Raw genomic sequence first — 25,529 nt, 5'->3', positions numbered from 1 at the left:
CTCCTTGGTATGAACCACAGTCTACGGACAGCCACCGACAGTCTCCCGTCATAGAGACACGGCATCGTCACTGGCCCTCCCGGTAGATTGTGAGAGGTGAACAGGTCCCAGTCGGTCTTCATCTCCCGGATTCGTGGTCTTCCCGTCATGGATGCCAGCGGCGACCAGGTCGGCAAGGTCAAGGACGTCGTGATCCAGATGCGGACTCCTGGCCGCGCCCCACTCGTGCGTGGCCTCGTCGTCGAGCTGTTTGCACGTCGCAGAATCTTCGTACCCACGGTCCGGGTGCACGCCATTGACGCGGTGCAGATCATGATCTCGGGAACCGTCAACACCCGGGTGTTCTCCCGGCGCGTCTCCGAGACCCTCGTCATCGAGGACCTCTTCGACCGTACGTTCACCCGCCAGGGAAAACAGGTGTGGGTCATGGACGTCTCGATGGCTCCGGTGCGCAGCCACGAATGGGAGATCAACGAGGTGGCTCTGGCTGAGTCCCGACCTGGCCGATTCATCCGCAAGGCCCCCAGCAACCCGACCATCGTCGACTGGCGCGAAGTGCCCTCCCTGGTGCTGGCGGCCCGGCAGTCCACCGAGCGCACGATCGCCGAGATGCAGGAGATGAAGCCCGCCGACATGGCCCGCGAGTTGCACGACATGAACCCTCATCGTCGCGCCGAGGTGGCCATGGCCCTTGACGACGACCAGCTCGCCAACGCCATCGAGGAGCTACCGGAGAACGAACAGGTCTCCCTCATCACCGTCCTCGACCCTGATCGGGCCGCCGACATCCTCGAGGAGATGGACCCCGACGATGCCGCCGACCTCATCAAGGAGTTGCCGGACTCCACTGCCCACCAGTTGCTGGCGCGCATGAAGCCAGACGACGCCGAGGACGTCCGCTCCCTCATGGCCTACGACGAGTTCACCGCTGGCGCCATGATGACCACTGAGCCTGTCATCGTCGCCCCCGATGCCACCGTCGCTGATGCTCTGGCCCTGGTCCGCAACGAGGACATCACCCCCGCCGAGGCGTCCATGGTCTTCGTGTGTCGCCCTCCCGCCGAGACTCCGACCGGTCGGTACCTGGGAGCGGTGCACGTCCAGCGGCTGTTGCGCGAACCACCGTCGACGATGGTCTCGGCCATCCTCGACACTGATCTCGAGCCCATGTACACCGACGCCCCGGTGGGCGCGGTGAGCCGGTATTTCGCCACCTACAACCTCGTCGTGGTCCCGGTGGTCAATGAGACCAACCAGCTCGTCGGGGCGGTGGCCGTCGACGACTTGCTCGACCACCTGCTGCCGGCCGACTGGCGAGGCGACCAGATGGACGGCGAACTTGCGGAGGTGAACCATGGCTGAGGGCGATCAGAGGATCCACGACGCCGACCGTCTCGACATCCCGGGTCCGCGCAAGGCCAAACGGCCCAAGGTGCAGCTGGATTCGGAGAAGTTCGGGCAATTCGCCGAGGCCACCGCCCGGTTCATGGGAACCGCGAAGTTCTTGGCCTACATGACGGTCATCGTTGCGGCCTGGGTGATCTGGAATCTCGTCGCGATCTACCGGCTGCGCTTCGACCCGTATCCGTTCATCCTGCTCAACCTGTTCTTCTCCACCCAGGCCTCCTACTCGGCTCCGCTCATCCTGCTGGCCCAGAACCGTCAGGAGGACCGCGACCGGGTGTCGATGGCCGAGGATCGTCGCGTGGCTGCCCAGTCGCGCGCCGACATGGAGTTCCTGGCCAGGGAGGTCGCCTCCATCCGGATGCAGATGGGTGAGCTGGCCACCCGCGACTACCTGCGCTCCGAGCTGCGAGACGAATTGCGCTCCCTCCTGGAGGAGATTGATGCCCCTGCAGCGCCCCGCCGATCACACTGATCGCAGCCGATTCGCGGTCAGCGAGTTGTCCGAGAGGCCCAACGGTGTGTAGACAAGTCGGCATGAGCACCGATAACCCGTTGGTCGAGGCCATTGCCGAAGCTCTCACGCACGTCAATGACCCCGAGATCAAACGCCCCATCACTGATCTCAACATGGTCGATGAGATCACCGTTGACGACCAAGGACGTGCCTTCGTCCGTGTCCTGTTGACCGTGTCCGGATGCCCCCTCAAGACTGAGCTGCGCGAGCAGGTGACCGAGGCCGTTCGCGGTGTCGACGGGGTCACCAGCGTCTCCGTGGAACTGGGCACCATGACCGACGAGCAGCGCGATGCCCTCAAGGTGCAGCTGCGCGGCGGTGTCCCCGAGCGTGTCATCCCCTTCGCCCAGCCCGGGAGCACCACCAAGGTCATCGCGGTGTCGTCGGGCAAGGGTGGCGTCGGCAAGTCGTCCGTGACCGTCAACCTGGCACTGGCTCTGGCCCAGCTGGGTCGCGAGGTCGGCCTGCTGGACGCTGACATCTACGGCCACTCGGTGCCCGACATGCTCGGACTGGGTGAGGCCCACCCCACTCCCCTCGACGACATGCTGCTGCCGGTTCCTGGCCTGGGCATCAAGTCGATCAGTATCGGCATGATGAAACCCAACAAGTCCGACGTCATCGCGTGGCGCGGCCCGATCCTCGACCGTGCCCTCACCCAGCTCCTGGCTGACGTCCACTGGGGCGACCTCGACTACCTCCTCATCGACCTTCCGCCCGGCACCGGAGACATCGCCATGAGCCTGGGACAAAAGCTTCCCAACGCTGAGGTGCTCGTCGTCACCACCCCGCAGCAGGCCGCATCCGAGGTGGCCGAACGCGCTGGAACGATGGCCGGGATCATGCAGCAGCGTGTCATGGGTGTCGTGGAGAACATGTCCTGGTTGGAGGTCACCGCCCCGAAGTCGGGTGAGACCTTCCGGGTTGATCTCTTCGGCACTGGAGGTGGCCAGAAGGCCGCTGACGCCCTGTCGGAGCGTCTGGGCACCGAGGTCCCGCTGCTGGGTCAGATCCCGCTGGACGTCAACCTGCGCAGCGGCGGCGATGAGGGGGACCCGATCGTCCTGGCCCACCCGGAGTCTCCGGCGGCCGAGGCCATCCACGCCCTGGCGAGCACCATCGATTCCCGCCCGCGCGGACTGGCTGGGATGAATTTGGGAGTCTCCCCGATCTGATCAACCACCACAGTGGTCCCCGTCAGCACTGACGGGGACCACTGTGTGTAACTCATCTGTGAGGCGGATCAGGTTGCCTCGGTGTCGAAGGGCACCGGCTGGTTGGAGTCGTGCACTGACTCCGGGTTCTCATCGGCTGGCGCATCCGGCAACCCCTCGGAGTTACGAATGTCTGCCAGACCCAGGTCGAGGTCGGATCGAACATCAGACAGATCAGCCTTGATCTCGTCGATGTCGTCCTGCAGACCGTCCAGGACGTACTTGCGGACGAAGTTCTGCGGTTTGAGGTCCTGGTAGTCCAGGTCAGCGAACTGGGGTCCCAGCTCACTGCGGAGCTGGTCCCTCGTGTTGTTCGCAATGTTCTTGAGGTAGTGGTAGACGCGCGCCGCCTTGCGGGCCATCTCGGGCAACTTGTCGGGCCCAAACATGAGCACAGCAATGATGATGAGTACCGCGATCTCCGCTGGACCTGCTGTGGACATGGCCCATACCCTACCCCGGAATTCGATCTTCCATTGTCACCGCTGGTCTGTCACAGTTGGGTGCGGTCCAGCAGATCGAAGAAGGTCTCGGCCTGCTCGCGCGTCGGCATGGTCTGGGGAAGCCGTACCCCACCGACGTCAAATCCCTGGTGTGCCAGTCCAGCCTTGACCATGGTGACGCCTTGGGCGGCAAAGACTCCGGTGAGAACTGGAAGGATTTCACGGTAGATCGTCAGGGCCTGGTCGATCCGTCCCTCGACGTAGGCGTCAATGACCTCATGCATGCGCCTGCCGGTGAAATGGGTCGACGTCCCCACGAGTCCGACCGCGCCGACCGACAATAGAGCCCCAGTGATGGCGTCATCGCCGGAATAGTAGGCCAGGGTTGTGTTGGCCATCACCGTGGCCGACTCGACGACCTGCCCCTTGGCGTCCTTGACGGCCACGATGTTGGGATGATCGGCCAACTCGATGAGGGTCTTCGTCTCGATCGGGGTTCCGCTGCGTCCGGGAATGTCGTACAGAATGATCGGCAGATCCGTGGCCTCAGCGACGGTGGTGAAGTGCTCGATCAACCCTGCCTGCGACGGCTTGGAGTAGTACGGGGTGACGACCAGCAGACCATCCGCGCCAGCTTCAGCGGCCTGACGGGCCAGCTCGACGGTGTGGGCGGTGTCATTGGTTCCCACACCGGCCACGATCGCAGCATCTGATCCGACGGCCTCCACGACGGCCTTGACCATGTCCGACTTCTCGGCGTCAGTGGTTGTCGGGGACTCTCCGGTGGTGCCATTGACGACGATGCCGTCATTGCGCTGCTCGTCGACGAGTCGGTGCGCCAATTCGCCGGCCCGACGCAGGTCGACCGCCCCCTCGGACGTCATCGGAGTCACCATGGCCGTGAGCAGACGGCCGAAAACGGGAGCGGACATGCGAGACCTCCTTGTGTACCTGGTGCCCATGGTAGCCACGAGGTGGCCTCGGCGGGCTAGGCTGTTGGTGTGAGTCCAGCACAGCCCAGACACCAAGTACCAGATGCCCGATCGTGGGAGTACGCCGACGGCTTCGTCGCACCATCCCCTGCCGTGCAGGAGGCCCGCGAGTCCGCACGCGCCGACCAGTGGGAGGTGCTCGACAACGGCACCACCGCCCTGCTGACCTTCTTGGCGCGCACCATGCAGGCCAGCAACGTCGTCACCGTCGGTACTGACGCCGGAGTCTCGGCCCTGGCCTTGTTGGAGGGCATGACCGACAAGGGAGTTCTGACCAGCATCGATCCCGACGCCGAACGTCAGGCTGCCGCACGCAAGGTGCTCTCCTTGGCCCGGATTCCCTCCAACAGGGTGCGACTGATCACCGGCACCCCGCTGGACGTGCTGCCCAAGCTTCGCGACGACGTCTACGACATGGTCTTGGTCAACGGCGACCGGCTCGAGTACGTCGAGTACGTCTCCCAAGCGCTGCGTCTGCTGCGTCGAGGCGGAGTCGTCATCGTCAATGCTGCCCTGGCCAACAACCACGTCGCAGACCCGGACAACGAGGACGACGACACCCTCATCATCCGCGAGACCCTCGACTCGGTGCTGGAGACCGAGGAGTTCACCCCCGTCCTGCTGCCAGTCGGCGAAGGTTTGCTGCTGGCGACGAAGGCCTGACTCCACCAATCACGACGAAGCGGCTCCCCGGTCGATCGGGGAGCCGCTTCGTGCGTCCTGAAAACCGTGCGATCAGTAGGGCACGGTGATGCCCTTGCCGACCACCGTGACACCGCCCGGGGAGACGGTGAATCCACGTGCGCGGTCGTGGTCGTGATCAACACCCACCTGGGCCCCGTCGGGAACGACGACGTTCTTGTCGAGGATGGCGCGGTGGACTGTGGCGTTGGATCCGATCGTCACGTTGTTCATGACGATCGACTCGTCGACGCGGGCCCACCTCTCGATGCGAGCGCGTGGGCCCAGCACGGTGCGGTAGATGTCCGTCCCGGAGATGATGCACCCGACCGACACCAAGGTGTCATCGCAGGAGCCACGCATCACGAACTTGGCGCCCGGAGCCTGCTCCTGCATGGTCCAGATGGGCCAGTCGGGGTTGTACAGGTTGAACTCCGGCTCGACCGAGACCAGGTCCATGTGCGCGTCGTGGTAGGCGTCGATGGTGCCCACGTCACGCCAGTAGTCGGCGTCCTTGTCGGTATGCCCCGGAACCTCGTTGTCGCGGAAGTCATACACCTGGGCATCGGAGGCGTTGACGAACCTGGGGATGATGTCCCCGCCCATGTCGTGACGCGAATCGGCGGCGTGAGCGTCGTCGTGCAGGGCCTGCACCAGCGCGTCGCGGCTGAAGATGTAGTTACCCATGGAGGCGAAGGACTCATCCGGGGAATCAGGCAGGCCCGGCGGGTCGGCAGGCTTCTCGAGGAACTCGGTGATCTTGTGGTTCTCGTCGGCATCGATGATCCCGAAGGCCGAGGCATCCTTGCGAGGCACCCGGATCCCGGCGACGGTGCAACCCAGGCCCGAATCAATGTGGTATTGCAGCATGGCGTCGACGTCCATCCGGTAGATGTTGTCGGCACCGAAGACCACGACGTAGTCGGGGCTCTGGTCATTGATGAGGTTGAGGGACTGGTAAATCGCGTCGGCGCTGCCCTGGTACCAGCGGGGTCCCAGACGCTGCTGGGCTGGGACTGGGGTCACGTAGGACCCCAGCATCGTCGACATCCTCCACGTAATGGAGATGTGACGGTCGAGGGAGTGGGACTTGTACTGGGTCAGCACGGCAATCTGGGTCAGGCCCGAGTTCGCCAGGTTCGAGAGGACGAAATCGATGAGCCGATAGGTGCCACCGAACGGAACGGCTGGTTTGGCACGGTCCATCGTGAGGGGCATGAGGCGTTTGCCCTCGCCGCCAGCCAGGACGATGGACAACACCTTGGGACGCGTCTTTGCCATGTCCCTCAATCTACCGCCATCGAGGCACTAACAGGCAGTAATTACCGCCCTGAAACCAGTCATGTCGTGGAGAATTCCTGATTCGTTGGCACCAAGGCCACCCTCTTGACCCATCGACGCCGTCTTTGTGGGACGATCAAGCCATGTACGTGTCCGTCCTGACCCGTGAGTACCCCCCTACCATCTACGGAGGCGCCGGCGTCCACGTCGCGCAACTCGTCCCCCAGCTACGCAAGCTCATCGACGTCGATGTGCAGTGCATGGGAGAGCCACGCGAGGGAGCCACCGCCCACCCCGAGAACTACCCAGAAGGCGCCAACGGCGCTCTGCGGGCCTTCGGGGCTGACCTGTCCATGGTCAATGCCATCCCTGACGAGGTCGATCTGGTCCACTCCCACACCTGGTACGCCAATCTCGCTGGCCTGCTGGCCGGCGTCTTCCATGACGTCCCACATGTCATCAGCGCCCATTCCCTGGAGCCCGACAGACCATGGAAGGCCGAACAGCTCGGCGGCGGATACCGATTGTCCTCGTGGGCCGAGAAGACGGCGTACGACGCCGCCGACGCGATCATCGCGGTCTCCGATGGTATGCGCACCGACGTGCTGCGGGCCTACCCCGAGCTCGACCCGGACAAGGTCCACGTCGTGCGCAATGGTGTGGACACTGAGGAGTTCCACCCCGTCACCGAGACCGACGTCTGCCGTGAGATCGGCATGGATCCGGATCGTCCGTCAGTGGTCTTCGTGGGACGCATCACCCGTCAGAAGGGGCTGATTCATCTGGTGCGCGCAGCCACCGAACTCGACCCCGACACCCAGCTCGTCCTCTTGGCCGGAGCCCCGGACACCCCGGAGATCGGCGAGGAGTTCGAGAAGGCTTTCGGCCAGGTGCGCGCTTCCCGTCAGGCCCCGGTCATCTGGGTGTCTGAGATGCTGCCGCGTCCCTCGGTGCGTCAAGTGCTCTCGGCAGCCACGGTCTTCGCATGCCCCTCGGTCTACGAGCCACTGGGCATCGTCAATCTCGAGGCCATGGCCTGCGCCACCCCGGTGGTCGCATCCCGCGTCGGTGGCATTCCGGAGGTCGTCGTCGACGGGACGACTGGTCATCTGGTCGACGGGGTCCCGACCGATTCCTCGACCCCTGAGCAGGTTGCCGCCTTCGAGTCGGCCTTCGCCGCAGCGATCAACAACCTCACCCGCGACCCGCAGCGCGCCAATGCCTTCGGAACCGCTGGTCGTCAGCGCTGCATCGATGAGTTCTCCTGGGCGAGAATCGCCGAGCAGACCATCGGGGTGTACCAGGCTGCCATCAAGCGTCACAACTCCTGAGGAACTCCCACGACCTCCCAGTCGTCTGCATCCGCTGGGTCGTGGGCCTCAGCCGACGACACCCTTGAGGCACGTGAGGAGTTCCTGGGCTTCGTCGCCGTTGAGTTCAACAACCAGCCGACCGCCACCTTCGACTGGAACGCGCATGATGATGCCACGGCCCTCCTTCGTGACCTCCATGGGACCGTCTCCGGTACGGGGCTTCATAGCTGCCATGTCACTCTTCCTCAATCACTGGGCAGTGGTGCAACCCCCATTATTCCGTATCCGGCCCCGTTCCGTTAGAGGAGTGGTCCTGCAAGTCCGTGGAATCCCCCTTGTGAGCTTCCTCCAACTGGGCTGCCATCCGGTCGAGGAGCTGATCCACCTGGCGCATGGAATAGCCCCGCGGCACCACCGCGAAGCGAACTGAACGCAGGTCATCGGCGCTCACCTCACCCTCAGGAAGATCCGGGACGGGACGATCATCGACGACCGCCGGCACCTGCCCGAACTTTCCAGAAGCTGCCAGCACCGCCAATCCGATGATGACAATGATGAGCCCACACAACGCCCACACCATCAGTGATCTCCTTCCAGATCCTCACACAGCCACGATTCCAACGCTCGGGCGCAATCGTCGAGGCTGGACAGCTTGCAACACTCGTCAGATTTGTGAGCATACATCGCATCACCGGGCCCGAAGTTGAGAGCCGGCCGCCCCATCTCGAAGAATCGAGCCACATCCGTCCAGCCATATTTGGGCATCGGGGTCGTGCCCACGGATCGGGCGAAGGATTGGGCCAAAGGCTGGTCCAGACCTGGCCGGGCCGGGGAGGACAAGTCAAGGACGTCCATCCTCCAGTCGGCAAACAAGGTGCGCATCATCTGTTCGGCCTGCTTAGCGGTCTTGTCGGGGGCGAACCGGTAATTGATCTGCACCGTGGCCTCAGGCGGAACGACGTTACCGGCCAGCCCGCCCCGCACCATCGTCGCGTTGAGGCCTTCGTGGTAGGTCAGCCCATCGACCTCGACGAGATGGTCGCCGTCAGCCTGCCAATCCTGCAAGATCTGGAGGATCGGCAGCAGGTCATGAATGGCATTGCGGCCAGCCCAGGATCGAGCGGAGTGGGCGGCTTGTCCCTCGGTCGTCAGGGTGAACCTCATCGTCCCCTGGCAGCCTCCCTCGATGACGCCGTTGGTGGGCTCCATGAGAATGGCCAGGTCACAGTCGAGCAAGCTCTCGTCGTGGGATCGCAACCTGAGCAGCCCGTTGTGTTCTGCGGCGATCTCCTCGGCTTCGTAGAACACCCAGGTGACATCACGGCTGGGCGCGGTCAGGGTTGCTGCCAGGTGCAGGGCGACCGCCACTCCCCCCTTCATGTCGCAGGTTCCCCTGCCGACCAGGTAGTCGCCGTCGTCGCGGGTTTCAACGTGGCTGGGCAGGTTGTCGGCCACCGGAACGGTGTCAAGATGGCCGGCGATGAGGACTCGGGAGTCCCGGCCCAGGTTGGTGGCGGCCACGATCGAGTTCCCGACTCTGGTGACACTCAGATGGCCAAGAGCTCGCAGGGATTCCTCAACAGCGTCGGCGAGCCGGTCCTCATGAAGGCTTTCGGAGCGAATGTCCACGATGTCGCGAAACAGGTCGTGGAGGTCACCGGCGAGGTCGAGTTGCATGGCCTTCACTGTACTAACGGTCTGGCATCGGGCTTCCAGCCATGTCAATGCCGACGCCACAAGGATCTGGCGGCTGCCCGCAGCAAGGTCCCTGTCCCCTTCCCGGACGGTCTCGGAGAGGAAGACTCCCTCATCGGCTCACGGTCGGTGATCTCTGTCAGCACCCCGTCGGCCATCCTCAACACCCGGTCGCAGTGATCGAGGAGACGTTCGTCATGGGTCACCATGACGGTGCACTTGCCGCGGGAATGAGTCTGGTCAGCGAGGATGTTCGCGACCTCGAAGGCCTTCTCGGTGTCCAGGGATGCCGTCGGCTCGTCAGCCAGCACAATCTGCGGATCGTGGTACAAGGCCACCGCGATGGCCACTCGCTGACGTTCCCCTCCCGACAAGTCACCGGGATAGGAATTGACGTAGTTGGTGACCTTGAGCGACTCCAGCAGCTCGTCGCGACGGGCGCGGTCCAGCGGGCGGTGGTCAACCTTGCCATGCAACACGAACTGGTCGCCAACGGTGAGGAATGGCACCAACCCCGAAGCCTGCAGGACGAACCCGAGCTCGGTGAACCTCCTCCTGGCCCGCTTCTTCTCCGGCAACGCGGAGAAGGGTTCGTCGTCAATGAGAACCTCTCCGGTGCTGGGCGTGCGTAGCCCGCCCATGATCGTCAACAAGGTCGATTTCCCGGACCCAGAAGGCCCCAGGATTCCGACGAACTCGCCCCGGTAGAACGACAGATCAGTCGTGGCGAGAGCCTGAATGGTCTCGTCCCCGTCATGGAATTGCTTCGAGACGCCGTCAAGGCGCAGCACCGGAGTCGTCATGACATCGCCTCCACAGGATCGATCCCGGATATCACCTTGACCGAGAGCAGACCACCGATGACGGAGAACAGGGCAAACGCTGCCGTAATCACTGCATACAGCCACCAGGTGAACCAGAAGGGCACCTTGTCAGGCAGGACAGCACCCGTGAGGAGGGTGAGGACCAGACCGACTGCCAACCCCACGAGGGCCAGCAACAGAGTCTGCACGGCTCCAGAACGGACCAAGTAACTAGTCGGCACCCCACGGGCCTTGAGAATCCCCAACGCTGCACGCTTCTGCAGGGTGAGGACGTAGATGAAAATCCCGAGTGCGAAGGAGGCGATGACGACCAGGGCACCAATCATGAGACTGAAGGTCAGAACCTGGGCTTTGTACCCGGCGAGGGTTTTGACGAACTCGTCACTCGACAACGTCGTCAGCCCGGCCTTGTTGAGGTCATCAGTCTGTGACCCGCTCCAGCCGTCCTTGTTCACAACTGCGTTGACGGCCACCGGAGCGTCTGTCGGCGGATTCTTTCCGAAGGCCTTCTCATCGACGAAGACGATAGGCGTGGTCTGAAAGGTCTGGTCATGAGTGAAGCCGACGATCGTCCAGGTGTGGGAGGTGGAGTTGAGTTGCAGCTTGTCACCGACCTGCCAGCCCTCGCGAACCACGGTGTCATCCACGACGATCTCAGAATCGGGGTGCTCGATACCGCGTCCCTGGGTGATGCCGACGCCAACCTTGTCAGGGGCTAAGAAGCCGGATCGATCGATGGCAAACGCAAAGGCGCTCACCTTGGTGCGTCCAGGCTGGGACGAATCAACATTCTTGAGCACCACCCCTGAGACGATCAGCGGCTCAGCATCGCTGGGTGCGCTAGCTACCTTGACCTGGTCCTTCGAGAGGCGCGATGACATCACGGACTCATTGGAGTCCTCTGTCAGCGCCACCGACGTCGCGTCCCAGTCATCGATGGCAGACCGGTAGGAATGTGCCAGCCCCGTTGCCAACGACGCCAGGAAGAAGGCCAGATAGGCGATGAGCGCGATGACGGCAACAATGAGGGCGAATCGTCCACGCTGATGACCGATCTCTCGCAGGGCCAAGAACACCGGAGCCACCTTTCCTCGACTCGTTCACGCTAGCAGACGACACCGACATCGTCAGGTCGTCGGAACCGACAACTAGACTCGTGGCCATGACGCAGACGACGACTTCACAGACCATTCCGGCCGGCCGTCACGCCTGGGGTTGGGGACTGGCCACCGTCCATGAGGACGGCGATGTCCTGGACACCTGGTACCCCGAGCCCAAACTGGGTGCCCCCGACGAGTCCGAGGCCCCTGACGACCTGCATCGGGTCACCGAAGCCGGTCGCGACGCCATCCGCAACGTCCACACCGAGGTGGTGCGCACCGTCATCGACCTTGACCAGCCACCAGCCGACGTCCCCGACGCCTACCTGCGTCTGCACCTGCTGTCGACACGCATGACCCAGCCTCGAACCATCAACCTTGACGGTATTTTCGGGGTGCTTCCCAACAACGCCTGGACGACCATCGGCCCGATCCGGGTGGCTGATCTGGACCAGGCCCGCATGGAAGCACGCATCGCCCAGGCCCCCTTCACCGTCCTGCTCGTCGACAAGTTCCCGCGCATGGTCGACTTCGTCATTCCCGCCGGGGTGCGCATTGGTGACGCCGACCGCGTCCGTCTGGGAGCCCACCTGGCCGAGGGAACCACCGTCATGCACGAGGGGTTCGTCAACTTCAATGCTGGAACCTTGGGCCACTCCATGGTCGAGGGACGTATCAGCCAGGGTGTCATCGTCGGCGACGGGACCGACATCGGAGGCGGCGCATCCATCATGGGAACCCTCTCGGGTGGCGGCAAGGAGCAGGTGACGATCGGTAAGGGCTGCCTGCTGGGCGCCGAGGCCGGAATCGGAATCTCCCTGGGCGACAACTGCGTCGTCGAGGCTGGCCTCTACGTCACCGCTGGCACCAAGGTGACCCTGCCCGATGGCACGGTCGTCAAGGCCTCGGAACTGTCAGGTGCCGACGACATCCTCTACATCCGCGACTCGACGACCGGTGCCGTCATGGCTCTCGGACGTGGCAACCACAAGATCGAGCTCAACACGGATCTGCATCAGAACTGACATGACGAACCCCTCTCCCCGCCGAGCCCGCCCTGCCACCACACGACGACCCCAGGGTCGACGCAAGCGCCGTTCCACCAATCCGGTCCGGTCGATAGCTGCCCTCGCGGTGGTGTTGGCGATCCTGGCGGGGCTGGGTTGGGGAGGCTACAAGGTGTGGAAGACCGTCGACCCGTTTGACACCGTTGAGCCTGAGGGCTGCCGGGTGACAGTGTCCGGGCAGTCCTACGACCTTGACCTGGAACAGTCCCAGAACGCCGCCATCATCACCGCCGAATCCATCCGACGCGGACTACCGGCTCACGCAGCCACTATCGCCCTGGCAACCGCCATGCAGGAGTCGAAGCTGCGCAACATCGACTATGGCGACCGCGACTCCTTGGGTCTGTTCCAGCAGCGCCCCTCCCAGGGGTGGGGAAGCCCCAAGCAGGTCATGGATCCGTGGTACTCCTCTGGGAAGTTCTACGAGGAGTTGGTGAAGTTCGGAAACTGGAAGGACATCAGCGTCAATGACGCCGCCCAGCAGGTGCAGCGCTCCGGGTACCCGGAGGCCTACCGCCAGCACGAGGCGCTGGCCGAGGCATGGGCATCAGCACTGACCGGGCACTCCCCCTCGGCCTTGTCGTGTATCAACAGGTCCTCCGAGACGACCACCATCGCCAAACTCACCCAGACCGCGCGCAAGGGGTTGGCTGACACGATCACCATCCAGACCACAGGGCCGACGGTGACCTTCACTGCCACGAATCCGGTCTCGACCCGGGCAGCGGTGGCCCTGACCATGGCCAGCACGGACCTGGGACCGATTGACCGGGCCACCGTGGCGACCACGAGCTGGAATGCTGACCGGGACCACTTCGCATCGTGGACTGCAGCGTCCGGCCCTTCTGCCAGCCCCGCCGCCAACGGAACGGGCCGAGTCACCGGCACCGTCACCGCCCACAGTTGACTGTCAGTGACACTCCGACAGCCTCTGGGCTGCGGCATTGATCCTCTCGTCGGTGGCCGTCAAACCGATGCGAACATGGTCGGAACCACCGTCGACGTAGAAGTCCCCGGGTGAGCAGAGAATACCCAGATCAGCCAACCGGTCGAGGGTGACTCGGCAGTCCTCGTCGTGGGTCGCCCACAAGTAGAGGGACCCCTCGGAATGGTCGATGCGGAAGCCAGCCCTCTCCAGGGCAGGCTTGAGCACGTCACGGCGGACTCGGTAGCGCTTTGCCTGCTCCAGCACGTGGGATCGATCCGCCAGAGCGACCCGCATGGCCTCAGCGACCGGGACTGGCACCATGAGTCCACAATGCTTGCGCACGGTGAGCAGCTCAGAGGTCAAGTCGGCGTCACCGACGAGGAAACCAGCACGATATCCGGCCATGTTCGAGCGCTTGGACATCGACAAGCAGGCCAACAGCCCGGTGACATCACCACCGTTGACCCTCTCGTCGAGGACGGAGACGCACTCCCCCTCCCAGACGAACTCGCCGTAGCACTCGTCGGAGGCCAGTACGGCTCCGGTGTCACGGGCCAACTGCACCCAGGCTCTCATCTGGTCGAGGTCGAGGATGCGACCTGAAGGATTGGCCGGCGAATTGATCCAGATGAGGTCGGGGACGCCTTCGACCTCATCAGGCCCGTCGACGGCCTGCACGGTGGCTCCGACAAGCTGGGCACCGACCCGATAAGTCGGGTAGGCGCAGGCCGGGATGACGACCGTCGAGTCCGGGCCCAGACCAAGCTGGCTGGGCAGTGAGGCCACCAACTCCTTGGTCCCGATGACCGGCAGAACACTGGTCTGGTCGAGGTGTGTCGGCGCACCCCAGACCTGCGTCATGTGGTCCAGGATGCCGGCCCGCAGGGCGGGGGTCCCCCACACCTGCGGGTATCCGTGGGCATCGCTGGCAGCAGCCAAGGCCTCGGTGACGACCTGGGGAGTCAGATCAACCGGGGTTCCCACCGACAGGTCGACGATCCCATCTGGGTGGGACTGTGCTTTGGCCTTGGCGTCAGCGATGGTGTCCCACGGGAAGGTGGGCAGACTGGCAGAGACGGTACGGCGACTCATTCGCCCTGCGGGGGCAGGGCTTCGACGGCCGGGTGGTCCTTGTGGGTCGGGCCAAGGCGGGCGGCGCCGCCCGGGGAACCCAGCTCGTTGAAGAACTCGGCGTTGATGTCGAGGAACTTCTCCTGGTCGCCGGGCAGGTCATCCTCGTAGTAGATGGCCTCGACGGGGCAGACGGGCTCGCATGCGCCGCAGTCAACGCACTCCTCGGGATGGATGTAGAGGCTGCGCTCGCCCTCGTAGATGCAGTCGACGGGGCACTCCTCGACACAGGCACGATCCTTGACGTCCACGCAGGGCAGACCGATGACGTAGGTCACGTCTTCTCCTTGTTCCGGCCCTGACAAGGGGCCTGATAGACATTCACCGTCATCATAGTGCCGCTCCCCCACATTCATCCCCAGGCATGCACCGACGCCCACGACCGTCGAGCGATCATGGGCGTCGGAATCAGATTGTCAGCGTGCCTCAGAGGGCTGCGACCAGGGCGTCGACGCTGGCCTTAGCGTCACCGAAGAGCATCCGGGTGTTGTCGGCGAAGAACAGCGGATTCTCGACACCGGCGTAACCGGGCTTCATGGATCGCTTGAAGACGACGACCTCGTGGCCCTCCCACACACGCAGAACCGGCATGCCCGAGATCGGGGTACCGGGTTCCATGGCGGCCGGGTTGACGGTGTCGTTGGCTCCAATGACCAGGACGATGTCGGCGTCAGCGAAGTCGTCGTTGATCTCGTCCATCTCCATGACGATGTCGTAAGGCACGTGGGCCTCGGCGAGCAGCACGTTCATGTGGCCGGGTAGACGACCGGCGACCGGGTGGATCGCGAACTTGACGTCCACACCCTTGTCGCGCAGCTTCTTGGCCAGCTCGGCCACCGGGTACTGGGCCTGAGCCACGGCCATGCCGTAACCGGGAGCGATAATGACCGAGGATGCGTCCGACAGCTGGGAGGCCAGATCGCCGGCCTTGATCTCGGTGATCTCGCCGGAGGGGCCGTCACCCGCAGCGGCCGGGGCATCGCCGAAGCCGCCGAGGATGACCGACACGAAGGAACGGTTCATGGCCTTGCACATGATGTAGGACAGGATGGCGCCGGAGAAGCCGACCAGGGCACCGGTGACGATGAGCACCGGGATCTGAAGGCTGAATCCGGAGAAGGCGGCCGCCCAACCGGAGTAGCTGTTCAGCATCGAGATGACGACCGGCATGTCCGCGCCACCGATGGCGGCGACGAGGTGGAAGCCGAGGAACAGGGAGGCCAGCGTCAGCAGGACCAGCGGCAGCCATGCGATACCGCCGGAGACGTTGGAGAACCAGATACCGCAGCCGATGATGACGACCAGCAGGCCGAGGTTGATCCAGTTGCGGCCCGGCAGGGTCAGCGGCTTGGAGGGAATCTTGCCCGACAGCTTGCCCCAGGCCACCAGGGACCCGGTGAAGGTGAGGGCACCGATGAAGATGCCGATCCAGATCTCGGAGAGCTGGAAGGTGCTGGCTACAGTGCCTTCTTCGGCGAAAGCGTTGAAACCGATGAGGACGGCGGCCAGACCAACGAAGGAGTGCAACTGAGCGATGAGCTCAGGCATTCCGGTCATCTCGACCTTGAGGGCCTTCCACACACCGAAAGCGCCACCAATGAGCATCGGGAGGAAGAGCAGGACCATGGAGACCGGGGAGTATCCCGGCAGCTTCACCAGAGCGACGATCGTCGCGATGATCGCGATGACCATACCAAGAATGCCGTACGCATTGCCCTTCTTGGAGGTCTCGAACTTCGACAGACCAGCGAGAGCGAAGATGAACAGCAGGCCCGAGACGATGAAGGAGGCGTTGACGAAATTCACCAACGACCCGGCCATCGGTGCGATGAGAAGTGTTGATGTCATGGATCAGGCCTTCCTGAACATCTTGAGCATGCGCTGAGTGACCGTGAAACCGCCGAAGATGTTGATACTGGCGATGAGCACAGTCAATGCGGCGACGATTCGGATACCCCACGATTCGCTGCCGAGCTGGGTGATGGCGCCGACGATGATGATGCCGCTGATGGCGTTCGTGACGCTCATGAGCGGGGTGTGGAGGGCGTGGGTGACATTCCACACGACGTAGTAGCCCACGACCACGGCGATCGCGAAGGTGCCGAAGAGGGCAACGAATTCCAGCGGGGAGAAGGTCAACAAGGCGATGAGTGCGATCGACAGCACAGCGACGATGCCGAAGGTCACGGGCCACGGACGCGGCGCCTTCTCCGGGACCGCCGGGGCCGCAGTCTCGGCCTGGGCAACCGGCTTCGGGGCAGCCGCAACCTGGACTGGTGGCGGGGGGAAGGCCACCTGGCCGGCATGGCACACCGTCATGGTGCGGATGACCTCGTCATCGAAGTTGAGGACGAGCTCACCGTTCTTCTCGGGGGTGGCCAGCTTCAACAAGTTGACGAGGTTGGTGCCGTAGAGCTGGCTGGCCTGGCCCGGCAGGCGGGACGGCAGGTCGGTGTAGCCGATGATCGTCACGCCATTGTCCGTGACATACGACTCACCGGGGTGGGTGAGCTCGCAGTTGCCCCCGCCCAGGGCGGCGAGGTCGACGATGACGCTGCCGGGCTTCATGGCAGCGACCATCTCGGCGGTGATGAGCTTGGGGGACGGCTTGCCGGGGATGGCGGCCGTGGTGATGATGACGTCGTCCTTGCCGGCCTGCTCCATGTAGAGCTCGGCGGCGCGGGCGTTGTAATCGTCGGTGGTCTCCTTGGCGTAGCCATCGGAGCTGACGCCCTGATCTGCGTCGCCGGTGCGCACGTGCAGGAAGGTGGCACCCATCGACTGCACCTGCTCGGCGGTCTCGGGACGCACGTCGGTGGCGTAGACCTCGGCGCCCATCGAGTTGGCGGCGCCCAGGGCGGCCAGGCCGGCAACACCGGTGCCGATGACGAACACCTTGGCCGGCGGAACCTTGCCAGCAGCCGTGACCTGGCCGCCGAAGGTGCGTCCGTACGCGAAGGCGGCCTCCACGACGGCCCGGTAACCCGAGATGTTGGCCATCGAGGACAAGGCGTCCATGGACTGGGCTCGCGAGATACGCGGGACCATGTCCATGCTCAGACCGGTGATGCCGGCGGCGGCCAGCTTCTCGGTGAGGGCGAGGTCTTGACGCGGGTGAAGGAAGGTGATGAGGACAGTACCGGAGTGCATGAGGGCGATCTGGTCGTCGGTGGGTTCGTTGACGGCCAGCACGAGGTCAGCCTTCCACGCCTCCCCCGGTCCGACGATCTGAGCCCCGGCCTCTTCGTACGCGTGGTCAGGCAGAGCGGCGTGTCCACCAGCTCCGGACTCGACGACCACCTCGTAGCCGAGTTTGCGTAGGGCGGGAACAGTCGTCGGAGTCGCGGCGACCCGATTCTCACCCGGGAGTGACTCCCGTGGGATTCCGATGATCATGATGGTGACTTTACGGCCAAACGTCCTCGTCCACGACATTGGGGTTGCACGTTTCTCCACATCCAATTCAGATGGATGAGCGAACGGGGCACTGTCGTGCGACAGTGCCCCGTTCAGTCGTCACCGTGAACTCAGCTTCCCTGACGCGGGCCAGCCTGGCCGGGAGCAGGCTGCCAGTTCGAGGGCTGCTGCCCGGGGGTAGGACCCCACTGGCCCTGTACGGGAGGCTGGCCTGGACCAAATGCGTTCGGCTTGGGACCACTGAAACGCTTCAAGGTGACCAGGAGCTGCAAGACCTGTGCAGCCACGGTCAGCAACACGAAGACGAGGAAGAGCCACGCGCCGAACTGAGAGCTGCCGTTGGAGAACGTGCCCTTCTGGTTCGTCGCGTTGATCACTCCCCAGATCATGAGTAGCAGAAGTGCCCCGGCCAGCGCAGTGAGGGTGATCTCATAATTGCGAGAAACCAGACCATCGGCAACAGCGGCAACAACAGCCATGATGAGGAAGGCCAGCATGACCAGGACCGTCAGCCACAGCCGTGCGGTCCAGCCTCCCGTCAGGCCTTGGCCCCCGTCATAGTCATGTGCACTTATGCCCATAATGCTCAGGCCATTCAGAGTCAGTTTGTCACCGCCGTCCTTGAGGCCAACCCATGGCATCAACATCGAGAGAAAGCTCAGTACCAAGCCCGCGACGACAGCGAGCCGGCGGACGTTGCCCAGTGCACCGCGAATAACCCCCGAAATGGAGTTGCCGAGGGCCGGAGCTTGCGGGAAAGACTGCTGTGGCGTGCGATTGGGCTGAGGGTAAGCCCCCTGAGCCGCAGATGCGCCGTACGGAGCGTAATTCCCGGCCTGAGGATCAACTCCCTGGTGAGGATTCTGCCCCTGTGGGAAGCCTTGTCCCTGCGGGAACCCCTGTCCTTGCGGGAACCCCTGTCCTTGCGGGAAACCGTGACCCTGTGGGGGAAACTGGTCACCCTCACGTGGCTGTTGTGGCGGCGTGTTATCAGTCATCGTTCAACTTCTTTCCTGGTTGTCAACACTTACCAAACGTGGGGACACGACGGATACGTTCACAGCGACGTCCCGCCAGGCAAACAGTCAACGGGAATCCTGCCCACTCCTCGTTACTGTACAGATCCTGCATGTCATCATCCGAGCGATGGACGAGCGGGCCGACCGACGGCGCTGAGCCGAATCACCTCACAGCTTCACCGAGAGGGCTCCGGTGTCCGGGTTGCCGAATCGGTGGGCCGTCACCGATACCGACTGCTCCCGTAGGAAGGGCAACAACTCGATCTGCGGTGCGCTGGTGACTTCGTTGGCCCATATGGCCAGATCGGGGTCACCGTCGGCCTCATCGGCGGCCCGTGACGGATCGCCACCGACGAGCCGGACCCGGCCAGCACCCAGGCTGGCGTACCAGTCCTCGTCGCTGGCAGTGGTGACGGCAACCCCCACCGAGCGCAAGGCCCGACCCAGACCTTCGTCGAGACCAGAGTCCAGACTCACCGACATCTCGTGGCCAGCGGCCAGGAGGCCGGCCGAGATGACGCGGGCAACGTCAACGGTCTTGGCATCGGCGCACCCGCGCACCTGGGTGGTAGCCGGACGATAACGCAGCACGTTGCGCTCGCGTTCCAACCCACCGATGTCGGTGGAGCGTCCGAACCACTCGTCCCACTCGTGGGCGTCGCGGGAGACGGCGTCGAGCAGCCAGGTGCGCTCATCGCGGCTGATGATTCCTTCAACATGCCCGACGAACTGTTCCACCAGGGCACACGGACGATCGGCTGGAGTTGGGGTTGTCACGTCGGCGCGACGCCAGGATCCCAGCACCTGCAGATAGTGGTAGCCGCCTGCCTTGGCGCCTGGACCCACCGCCGAACGCTTCCAGCCACCGAAGGGCTGACGACCGACGATGGCGCCCGTGATACCGCGGTTGACATAAAGGTTTCCGGCCTTGACCCGCTCGGCCCAGAACTCGATCTCGGATGGGTCCAGGGAATGCAGACCGGCTGTCAGCCCGAAAGCGGTGCCGTTCTGATACTCAATGGCAGTAGCCAGATCGGGGGCGTACATGATTCCGGTGACCGGACCGAAGTACTCGGTGAGGTGGTAGGGATCACCAGGTTTGATACCACCGCGCACCCCAGGAGACCAGTACCGTCCCTCCTCGTCGATGCGCTCCGGTTTGAGGGCCCATACCTGGCCCGGATCAAGCTTCGTCAGACCGTCGAGGAGCTTGCCCTTGGCAGGTTCGGCCAGCGGGCCCATCTGGGAACGCAGGTCCGCCGGTGACCCGACACGGATGGAGGAGGCTGCGTCAAGGATCTGGTTGCGCAACCTCTCAGAATGGTAGGCCTGACCCACGAGAATGATGAGGGAGGCTGCCGAGCACTTCTGTCCGGCGTTGCCGAAGGCCGACTTAATGATGTCGGCGGCAGCCAGATCGTAGTCAGCGTTCTCGGTGACGATGATGGAGTTCTTGCCACTGGTCTCGGCCAGTACCGGCAAGTCATGACGCCAGGAGCGGAAGAGTTTGGCGGTGTCCCAAGCCCCAGTGAGGATGACTCGATCAACCTCGGGGTGACTCACCAGGCGCTTGCCAACCTCGTTCTCCTCGACGTCGACCAGGTGCAGGACATCGCGCGGGATTCCCGCTTCCCACAAGCACTCCGCGATGACGGCGGCACAGTGGCGAGCCTGCGGGGCCGGCTTGAGCAGTACCGACGATCCGGCGGCCAGGGCCGACAGGGTGGAGCCGGCGGTGATCGACAGGGCGAAGTTCCACGGCGGGGTGACGACGGTCACCCGCGGCGGCACGAACTCGGCCCCATCGACCGTCTCAAGCTCCTCTGCCCGGTCGGCGTACCAGGCGGCGAAGTCGATGGCCTCGGAGACCTCGACGTCACCCTCGGCCACGATCTTGCCGGTTTCGGCACCGGCCACCGCCAGCAGATCACCACGACGAGAGGCGAAGGCATCGGCCACCCTACGCAGTATCTCGGCACGCTCGTGACCGCCTCGTCCCGCCCATCCCTTCTGGGCACCAAGGGCTGTGGCGATGACGGCATCAACCTCACCGATGGTGTCGATGTGGTTGACGGCCAGGGTGGTCGCCCCCAATTGGCAATCCTGCATTTCCTCGGCAACCGTCCCGGCCCACGCGCGGATATTGGGCAGGGAGGGATCGGAGTCGGTCGACTGGACGAACCCGTGGGAAAGGTCAGGCACCCGGTCCGGCTCTTGTCGGCGACGAGGCTCAGGCACATCACGAGTGATCCCGGCCACGGCGGTACGGAACCTCGCCTCCTCACGAGCGAAGAGGTCGGAGTCGTGGCCGAGCTGGAAGATCGCCGACATGAAGTTCTCACTGGCAGCGTTCTCCTCCAGGCGACGCACCAAGTAGCTGATGGCGACGTCGAAATGGGCCGGGTCGACGACCGGGGTGTACAGCAGCAGCCCACCGACGTCGGCTCCGATGCGCTCCACCTGGTCGGGGGCCATGCCGAGCAGCATCTCGAACTCGACCCGGTCACCGACCCCACGGCGCTGTGAGAGCAGCTTGGCCAGGGCGATGTCGAAGAGGTTGTGCCCGGCGACGCCGTAGCGCACGGAGCGGGTGCGTTCCGGGGTCAGGGCCCAGTCGAGGATCCGCTTGTAGTTGGTGTCGGTGGCGAGCTTCGAGGGCCACGGCGTCTGCTGCCAGCCGTGGATCTCGGCGTCCACCCGCTCCATGGCGAGGTTGGCCCCCTTGACCAGGCGCACCTTGATACCAGCCCCTCCAGATGAGGTGCGGCGGTCAGCCCACTCGACGAGGCCCTGCAAGGCGGCCAAGGAGTCGGGTAGATAGGCCTGCAGGACGATGCCGGCCTCCAGATTGTGCAGTTCGGGGCGGTCGAGAAGCTTCTGGAAGACCCCGATCGTCAGATCAAGATCGTGGTACTCCTCCATGTCCAGGTTGATGAACTTCGGCTTCGGGGAGTTCGCGGCCAGGTGGTACAGCGGCAACAACTGCTCGACGACCTCGTCGACCGTCGCCTCATGGGCCCACAGATCGAGCTGGTTGACCACGGCTGAGATCTTGATCGAGACGTAGTCGACGTCGTCACGGGCCAACAGGGCCATCGTCCCCTCAAGGCGGGATTCGGCCTCGCGATCTCCCAGCACAGCCTCGCCCAGCAGGTTGAGGTTGAGTCTCACCCCCGAGCTGCGCAGTGACTTGAGGGTGCGAGTCAACGGCCCAGGCCGAGCATCGACGACGAGGTGTCCGACCATCTGGCGCAGGGCATTGCGTGCTGCCGGGACGACGACGTCGGGAGCGACCGGAGCCATCCGGCCACCGACCCGCACCGCCATCTGCAGTGCCGTCGGCAGGAAGGAGTAATCCGTTTTGGACAGCTCCGCCAGATTCGCCGCAGCCGTGCGGGCGTCCTCGGGACGCACGACCCGGTCGATGAATGCCAGGGTGAAGGGCAGACCTGCCGGGTGGGACAGCACGTCGGAAAGCAGACCCGCAGCAATCTGTGCTCGATCTGTGCGCCGCTTGGACGCTCCATTGGTGTCTCGCAGCCAGGCGTGAACCTGCTCGACAGCCTCGTCAACCAGGTCAGCAGGGCGTGGGGATGGGGATACCCACGAATCAGCGTCGATGCTCATGGCACGACTGTAGCCGTCAGCCAGGACGCCAACACGCAGTTCGTCGACGGCCTCGTCGCGATGGCCATGGCGGCAGTGAATGAGCGAGCGGGGTGTGATGCGTTACTGACGGCGTGTCCTGGCCAGTTGTATGGTCACCCTACGTTGTCTGCCCCTCATATTCGGCCGATAATGATTCTCACTTGCGCATCGAAAAGGGGAACACCACATGTATCGTCGTCTTCTGGCCATCGCAACCGTCAGTGCCTGCGCTTTGGGTATGGCTGGTTGTTCCGGCAACTCTGATTCCGGCTCCTCCACCTCAAGTACTTCCTCCACCGCCGCTGCGACGGACAAGGTGGACATCGTCGCCTCGACCAACGTCTGGGGTTCGGTCGCCCAAGCGATCGGCGGGGACAAGGTGAACGTCCACTCCGTCATTGACAGCCCCGACCAAGACCCCCACGACTACGAGGCCACTGCCAAGGACAAGCTCGCCTTCTCCAAGGCCAAGATCGCCATTGCCAACGGTGGCGGCTACGACGACTGGGCTCCCAAACTCGTCAAGAGCACCGGTTCCAAGGCCACCCTCATTGACGCCGTCGAGACCTCTGGCCTCAAGAAGCCCGGCCAGGAGGAGTTCAACGAGCACGTCTTCTTCTCGATCGACAGCGCCCGCAAGGTTGCCAAGGTCGTCGAGTCCGATCTGGTCAAGGCCTCCCCAGACAACAAGGCCACCTTCGAGTCGAACCTCAAGGACTTTGAATCCAAGCTGGATGACCTCAAGGCCCAAGCTGCCACGGTCGGCGAAAAGCACCCGAACAGCACCGCCATTGCCACCGAGCCGGTGGTTGGCTACCTGCTCGAGGACATGAAGATCAAGAACATCACCCCTGAGGAGTTCGTCGAGCAGTCCGAGACCGAGGCTGGCCCGTCGACCAAGGTCGTCCACGAGACCACCACGCTCATTGCTGACAAGAAGGCGTCCATCCTCCTGGTCAACGGCCAGACCAGCGACGACGTCACCAAGGAGTTGCAGAAGGCCGCCAAGGGGGCGGGAATCCAGCAGGTCGGCGTGTGGGAGACCTTCCCCAAAGGTGTCGACACCTACCAGGACTTCATCGCCAAGGCCATCACCGACATTGACAACGGCTTAGCCTGACACTCGTGTCATCGCATCGCTGTGACAACTCCGAGACGACGAGGATCGAGCCCGCCAGACTCACCGGCGCCGAGGTTGCCTTCGGGGACCGGGTGCTGTGGTCAGGGCTGGATCTCGTCGTCGAGCCCGGCGAGTTCATCGCCGTTCTGGGCCCCAACGGGGCGGGCAAGACCACCCTGCTGAGGGTCCTGCTCGGACAGACTCCGCTGACGGCCGGTTCCGCGATGGTGGCCGGGGCTCCGGTGCGTCGTGGCTCGACTCACATCGGTTACATCCCACAGCAACGCTCATTGGAGACGACGGCCCCGATTCGCGGCCGCGATCTGGTGGGCATGGGGATCGACGGCCACAAGTGGGGATTCGGCTGGTTCAGCCGCTCTCGACGCCGTCGCATTGACGATGCCATCGCCTCGGTGGGTGCCACCGCCTTCGCGGACGTCCCGCTGACGATGACATCCGGTGGTGAGCAACAGCGCCTGCGCATCGCCCAGGCCCTCGTCACCGATCCCGAGCTGCTGCTGTGCGATGAGCCGCTGTCCAGCCTTGACCTGCGCCACCAGCAGGAGGTCACCACTCTCATCGACAACGCTCGTCGGACCAGAAATCTCGGCGTGCTCTTCGTCACCCACGAGATCAACCCGGTCCTGCCTTACGTCGATCGCGTGGTGTACGTCGCTGGCGGCAAGGTTCGCGTCGGCACGCCTGACGAGGTACTTCGGTCCGAGGTCCTCACCGACCTCTACGACTCCCCTGTCGAGGTGTTCCGTCATGACGACCGGATCATCGTGTTGGCCGACGACGAAGGACCGTCGCATCCGCACGGCCCGAAGCTCACCGAGGGCAAGGAGTCACTCTGACATGGATGTCTCCACCATCATCAACTTCGACAGCTTCAGCCAGCTCGTTCCCTTGGTCCACGGTTCGCTCATGGCCGGAATCATCCTGGGTGTTCTGGCAGGTCTCATCGGACCGATGATCCATGCCCGCGACCTGGCCTTCGCTGTTCACGGCACCTCCGAGCTGTCCTTCGCAGGTGCCGCAGTCGCCCTGTTCTTCGGGGCATCGGTCACGAAGGGGGCGGTGGTCGGCTCGTTGGTGGCTGCCCTCATCTTGGGGCTGCTGGGCGTCAAAGCTGCCGAGCGCAACGCCTCCATCGGCATCATGCTGCCCTTCGGCATGGGCATTGGTGTGCTCTTCCTGAGCCTCTACAAGGGCAGATCGTCCAACAAATTCGGCCTGTTGACCGGACAGATCGTCGCCGTCGACACCACTGAACTGAGCACCTTGGTCGGAGTGGCAGTCCTCGTCGCCGTGATTCTGGGGATCATATGGAGACCGTTGTTCTTCGCGTCGGTGGATCCTGAGGCGGCCCGTGCTCGGGGAGTGCCCATGCGGTTCCTGTCGATCGTCTTCATGCTGTTACTGGGTCTGACGACCGCCATGGCGATACAGCTGGTCGGTGCCCTCCTGGTGCTGAGCCTGCTCATCACTCCCAGTGCCGCAGCCGCCAAGGTGACGGCACATCCGCTGGCACTGTGCCTGCTGTCGATCATCTTCGCGACGGTCTCCGCGGTGGGTGGCATCCTCCTGTCGTTGGGGCCTGGCCTGCCGATCAGCCCCTACGTGACGACGGTGAGCTTTCTCATCTACGTGGTGTGCCTCATCGTGGGCGCGATTCGTCGGCACCACGGTTGGAGCCATCGGGTCGCCTGAGCTGTGACTGCCGCGCGACGTC

Annotated in this window: 24 protein-coding genes; 10 read left to right on the top strand and 14 right to left on the bottom strand. The window is 63.9% G+C overall.

What is annotated here, in order from left to right; all coding sequences use genetic code 11:
- Positions 1-96 precede the first annotated feature (96 nt).
- From O6R08_RS02970 to O6R08_RS02960, 3 genes are all read left to right on the top strand, one after another.
- Positions 97-1,362: a magnesium transporter MgtE N-terminal domain-containing protein gene (locus O6R08_RS02970; protein ID WP_408640125.1), complete on the top strand. Its 1,266-nt coding sequence runs from the start codon at positions 97-99 to the stop codon at positions 1,360-1,362.
- Positions 1,355-1,879 carry a DUF1003 domain-containing protein gene (locus O6R08_RS02965; RefSeq protein ID WP_271418674.1) on the top strand — a complete coding sequence of 175 codons (525 nt, stop codon included), beginning with the start codon at positions 1,355-1,357 and terminating at the stop codon, positions 1,877-1,879. The genes O6R08_RS02970 and O6R08_RS02965 overlap by 8 nt, the downstream gene beginning before the upstream one ends.
- Before the next feature lie 62 nt (positions 1,880-1,941).
- Entirely contained in the window at positions 1,942-3,096 is a 1,155-nt protein-coding gene (locus O6R08_RS02960) for an Mrp/NBP35 family ATP-binding protein (RefSeq protein WP_271418673.1), read from the top strand.
- 68 nt (positions 3,097-3,164) lie between these two features.
- Here the strand turns inward: O6R08_RS02960 and O6R08_RS02955 are convergent, their stop codons facing one another.
- Together O6R08_RS02955 and dapA are read right to left on the bottom strand one after the other, a co-directional pair.
- Complete coding sequence (locus tag O6R08_RS02955; protein ID WP_271418672.1) at positions 3,165-3,578, bottom strand: sec-independent translocase; 414 nt, start codon at positions 3,576-3,578, stop codon at positions 3,165-3,167.
- 50 nt (positions 3,579-3,628) lie between these two features.
- Positions 3,629-4,510: a 4-hydroxy-tetrahydrodipicolinate synthase gene (gene dapA / locus O6R08_RS02950; protein WP_271418671.1), complete on the bottom strand. Its 882-nt coding sequence runs from the start codon at positions 4,508-4,510 to the stop codon at positions 3,629-3,631.
- Positions 4,511-4,579: 69 nt separating this feature from the next.
- Between dapA and O6R08_RS02945 the strand changes: the two genes are divergently transcribed.
- Positions 4,580-5,233, top strand: a complete 654-nt coding sequence (locus O6R08_RS02945) for an O-methyltransferase (RefSeq protein ID WP_271418670.1) — start codon at positions 4,580-4,582, stop codon at positions 5,231-5,233.
- A gap of 72 nt (positions 5,234-5,305) precedes the next feature.
- On the opposite strand, the gene glgC is transcribed toward O6R08_RS02945, so the two are convergent.
- Positions 5,306-6,532 (bottom strand): glucose-1-phosphate adenylyltransferase, encoded by a 1,227-nt coding sequence (glgC, locus tag O6R08_RS02940; protein ID WP_271418669.1) that lies wholly within the window; start codon positions 6,530-6,532, stop codon positions 5,306-5,308.
- Positions 6,533-6,675: 143 nt separating this feature from the next.
- Between glgC and glgA the strand changes: the two genes are divergently transcribed.
- Complete coding sequence (glgA, locus tag O6R08_RS02935) at positions 6,676-7,863, top strand: glycogen synthase (protein WP_271418668.1); 1,188 nt, start codon at positions 6,676-6,678, stop codon at positions 7,861-7,863.
- Positions 7,864-7,911: 48 nt separating this feature from the next.
- Here glgA and O6R08_RS02930 read toward each other — a convergent pair whose 3' ends face one another.
- The 5 genes from O6R08_RS02930 to O6R08_RS02910 are packed head-to-tail and all read right to left on the bottom strand — an operon-like array spanning position 7,912 to position 11,449.
- The gene (locus O6R08_RS02930; RefSeq protein WP_271418667.1) at positions 7,912-8,079 is read right to left on the bottom strand and encodes a DUF3117 domain-containing protein; all 168 of its coding nucleotides are present in this window, start codon (positions 8,077-8,079) and stop codon (positions 7,912-7,914) included.
- A 40-nt stretch (positions 8,080-8,119) separates the two neighbouring features.
- Complete coding sequence (locus tag O6R08_RS02925; RefSeq protein ID WP_271418666.1) at positions 8,120-8,425, bottom strand: DivIVA domain-containing protein; 306 nt, start codon at positions 8,423-8,425, stop codon at positions 8,120-8,122.
- A complete protein-coding gene (gene dapE / locus O6R08_RS02920; protein WP_271418665.1) occupies positions 8,425-9,522 on the bottom strand; it encodes a succinyl-diaminopimelate desuccinylase in 1,098 nt (365 codons plus the stop codon). Before dapE ends, O6R08_RS02925 begins: the two co-directional genes overlap by 1 nt.
- A 44-nt stretch (positions 9,523-9,566) precedes the next feature.
- Entirely contained in the window at positions 9,567-10,343 is a 777-nt protein-coding gene (locus tag O6R08_RS02915) for an ABC transporter ATP-binding protein (RefSeq protein ID WP_271418664.1), read from the bottom strand.
- Positions 10,340-11,449, bottom strand: a complete 1,110-nt coding sequence (locus O6R08_RS02910; RefSeq protein WP_271418663.1) for an FtsX-like permease family protein — start codon at positions 11,447-11,449, stop codon at positions 10,340-10,342. Before O6R08_RS02910 ends, O6R08_RS02915 begins: the two co-directional genes overlap by 4 nt.
- Positions 11,450-11,526: 77 nt before the next feature.
- Here O6R08_RS02910 and dapD point away from each other — a divergent pair, with 77 nt between their 5' ends.
- Together dapD and O6R08_RS02900 are read left to right on the top strand one after the other, a co-directional pair.
- Entirely contained in the window at positions 11,527-12,489 is a 963-nt protein-coding gene (dapD, locus tag O6R08_RS02905) for a 2,3,4,5-tetrahydropyridine-2,6-dicarboxylate N-succinyltransferase (protein ID WP_271418662.1), read from the top strand.
- Between the two features lies 1 nt (position 12,490).
- Positions 12,491-13,438, top strand: coding sequence for a hypothetical protein (locus tag O6R08_RS02900; protein ID WP_271418661.1), 948 nt, complete (start codon positions 12,491-12,493; stop codon positions 13,436-13,438).
- 3 nt (positions 13,439-13,441) lie between these two features.
- Here the strand turns inward: O6R08_RS02900 and dapC are convergent, their stop codons facing one another.
- The 6 genes from dapC to O6R08_RS02870 form a co-directional block, all read right to left on the bottom strand.
- Positions 13,442-14,551 (bottom strand): succinyldiaminopimelate transaminase, encoded by a 1,110-nt coding sequence (dapC, locus tag O6R08_RS02895; RefSeq protein WP_271418660.1) that lies wholly within the window; start codon positions 14,549-14,551, stop codon positions 13,442-13,444.
- Positions 14,548-14,868 (bottom strand): ferredoxin, encoded by a 321-nt coding sequence (gene fdxA, locus O6R08_RS02890; RefSeq protein WP_002514074.1) that lies wholly within the window; start codon positions 14,866-14,868, stop codon positions 14,548-14,550. Before fdxA ends, dapC begins: the two co-directional genes overlap by 4 nt.
- A gap of 148 nt (positions 14,869-15,016) precedes the next feature.
- On the bottom strand, positions 15,017-16,438 hold the full coding sequence (locus O6R08_RS02885) for an NAD(P)(+) transhydrogenase (Re/Si-specific) subunit beta (RefSeq protein ID WP_271418659.1): 1,422 nt from the start codon (positions 16,436-16,438) through the stop codon (positions 15,017-15,019).
- A 3-nt stretch (positions 16,439-16,441) separates the two neighbouring features.
- Positions 16,442-17,986 carry a Re/Si-specific NAD(P)(+) transhydrogenase subunit alpha gene (locus tag O6R08_RS02880; RefSeq protein ID WP_271418658.1) on the bottom strand — a complete coding sequence of 515 codons (1,545 nt, stop codon included), beginning with the start codon at positions 17,984-17,986 and terminating at the stop codon, positions 16,442-16,444.
- 131 nt (positions 17,987-18,117) lie between these two features.
- Positions 18,118-19,005, bottom strand: coding sequence for a hypothetical protein (locus tag O6R08_RS02875; RefSeq protein ID WP_271418657.1), 888 nt, complete (start codon positions 19,003-19,005; stop codon positions 18,118-18,120).
- Between the two features lie 189 nt (positions 19,006-19,194).
- On the bottom strand, positions 19,195-22,653 hold the full coding sequence (locus tag O6R08_RS02870) for a bifunctional proline dehydrogenase/L-glutamate gamma-semialdehyde dehydrogenase (RefSeq protein WP_271418656.1): 3,459 nt from the start codon (positions 22,651-22,653) through the stop codon (positions 19,195-19,197).
- 208 nt (positions 22,654-22,861) lie between these two features.
- Between O6R08_RS02870 and O6R08_RS02865 the strand changes: the two genes are divergently transcribed.
- Genes O6R08_RS02865 through O6R08_RS02855 form a run of 3 tightly spaced genes read left to right on the top strand, consistent with a single transcriptional unit; the run spans position 22,862 to position 25,507 of the window.
- Positions 22,862-23,794: a metal ABC transporter solute-binding protein, Zn/Mn family gene (locus O6R08_RS02865; protein ID WP_271418655.1), complete on the top strand. Its 933-nt coding sequence runs from the start codon at positions 22,862-22,864 to the stop codon at positions 23,792-23,794.
- A gap of 5 nt (positions 23,795-23,799) precedes the next feature.
- Positions 23,800-24,651 (top strand): metal ABC transporter ATP-binding protein, encoded by an 852-nt coding sequence (locus tag O6R08_RS02860; protein ID WP_271418654.1) that lies wholly within the window; start codon positions 23,800-23,802, stop codon positions 24,649-24,651.
- A gap of 1 nt (position 24,652) precedes the next feature.
- Positions 24,653-25,507: a metal ABC transporter permease gene (locus O6R08_RS02855; RefSeq protein WP_271418653.1), complete on the top strand. Its 855-nt coding sequence runs from the start codon at positions 24,653-24,655 to the stop codon at positions 25,505-25,507.
- Positions 25,508-25,529 lie beyond the last annotated feature (22 nt).

It is taken from the genome of Cutibacterium equinum (assembly GCF_028021195.1).
Lineage (GTDB): Bacteria > Actinomycetota > Actinomycetes > Propionibacteriales > Propionibacteriaceae > Cutibacterium > Cutibacterium equinum.
The sequence above is the reverse complement of the archived record's forward strand: the minus strand, read 5'-3'. Positions and strand labels throughout refer to the sequence as shown.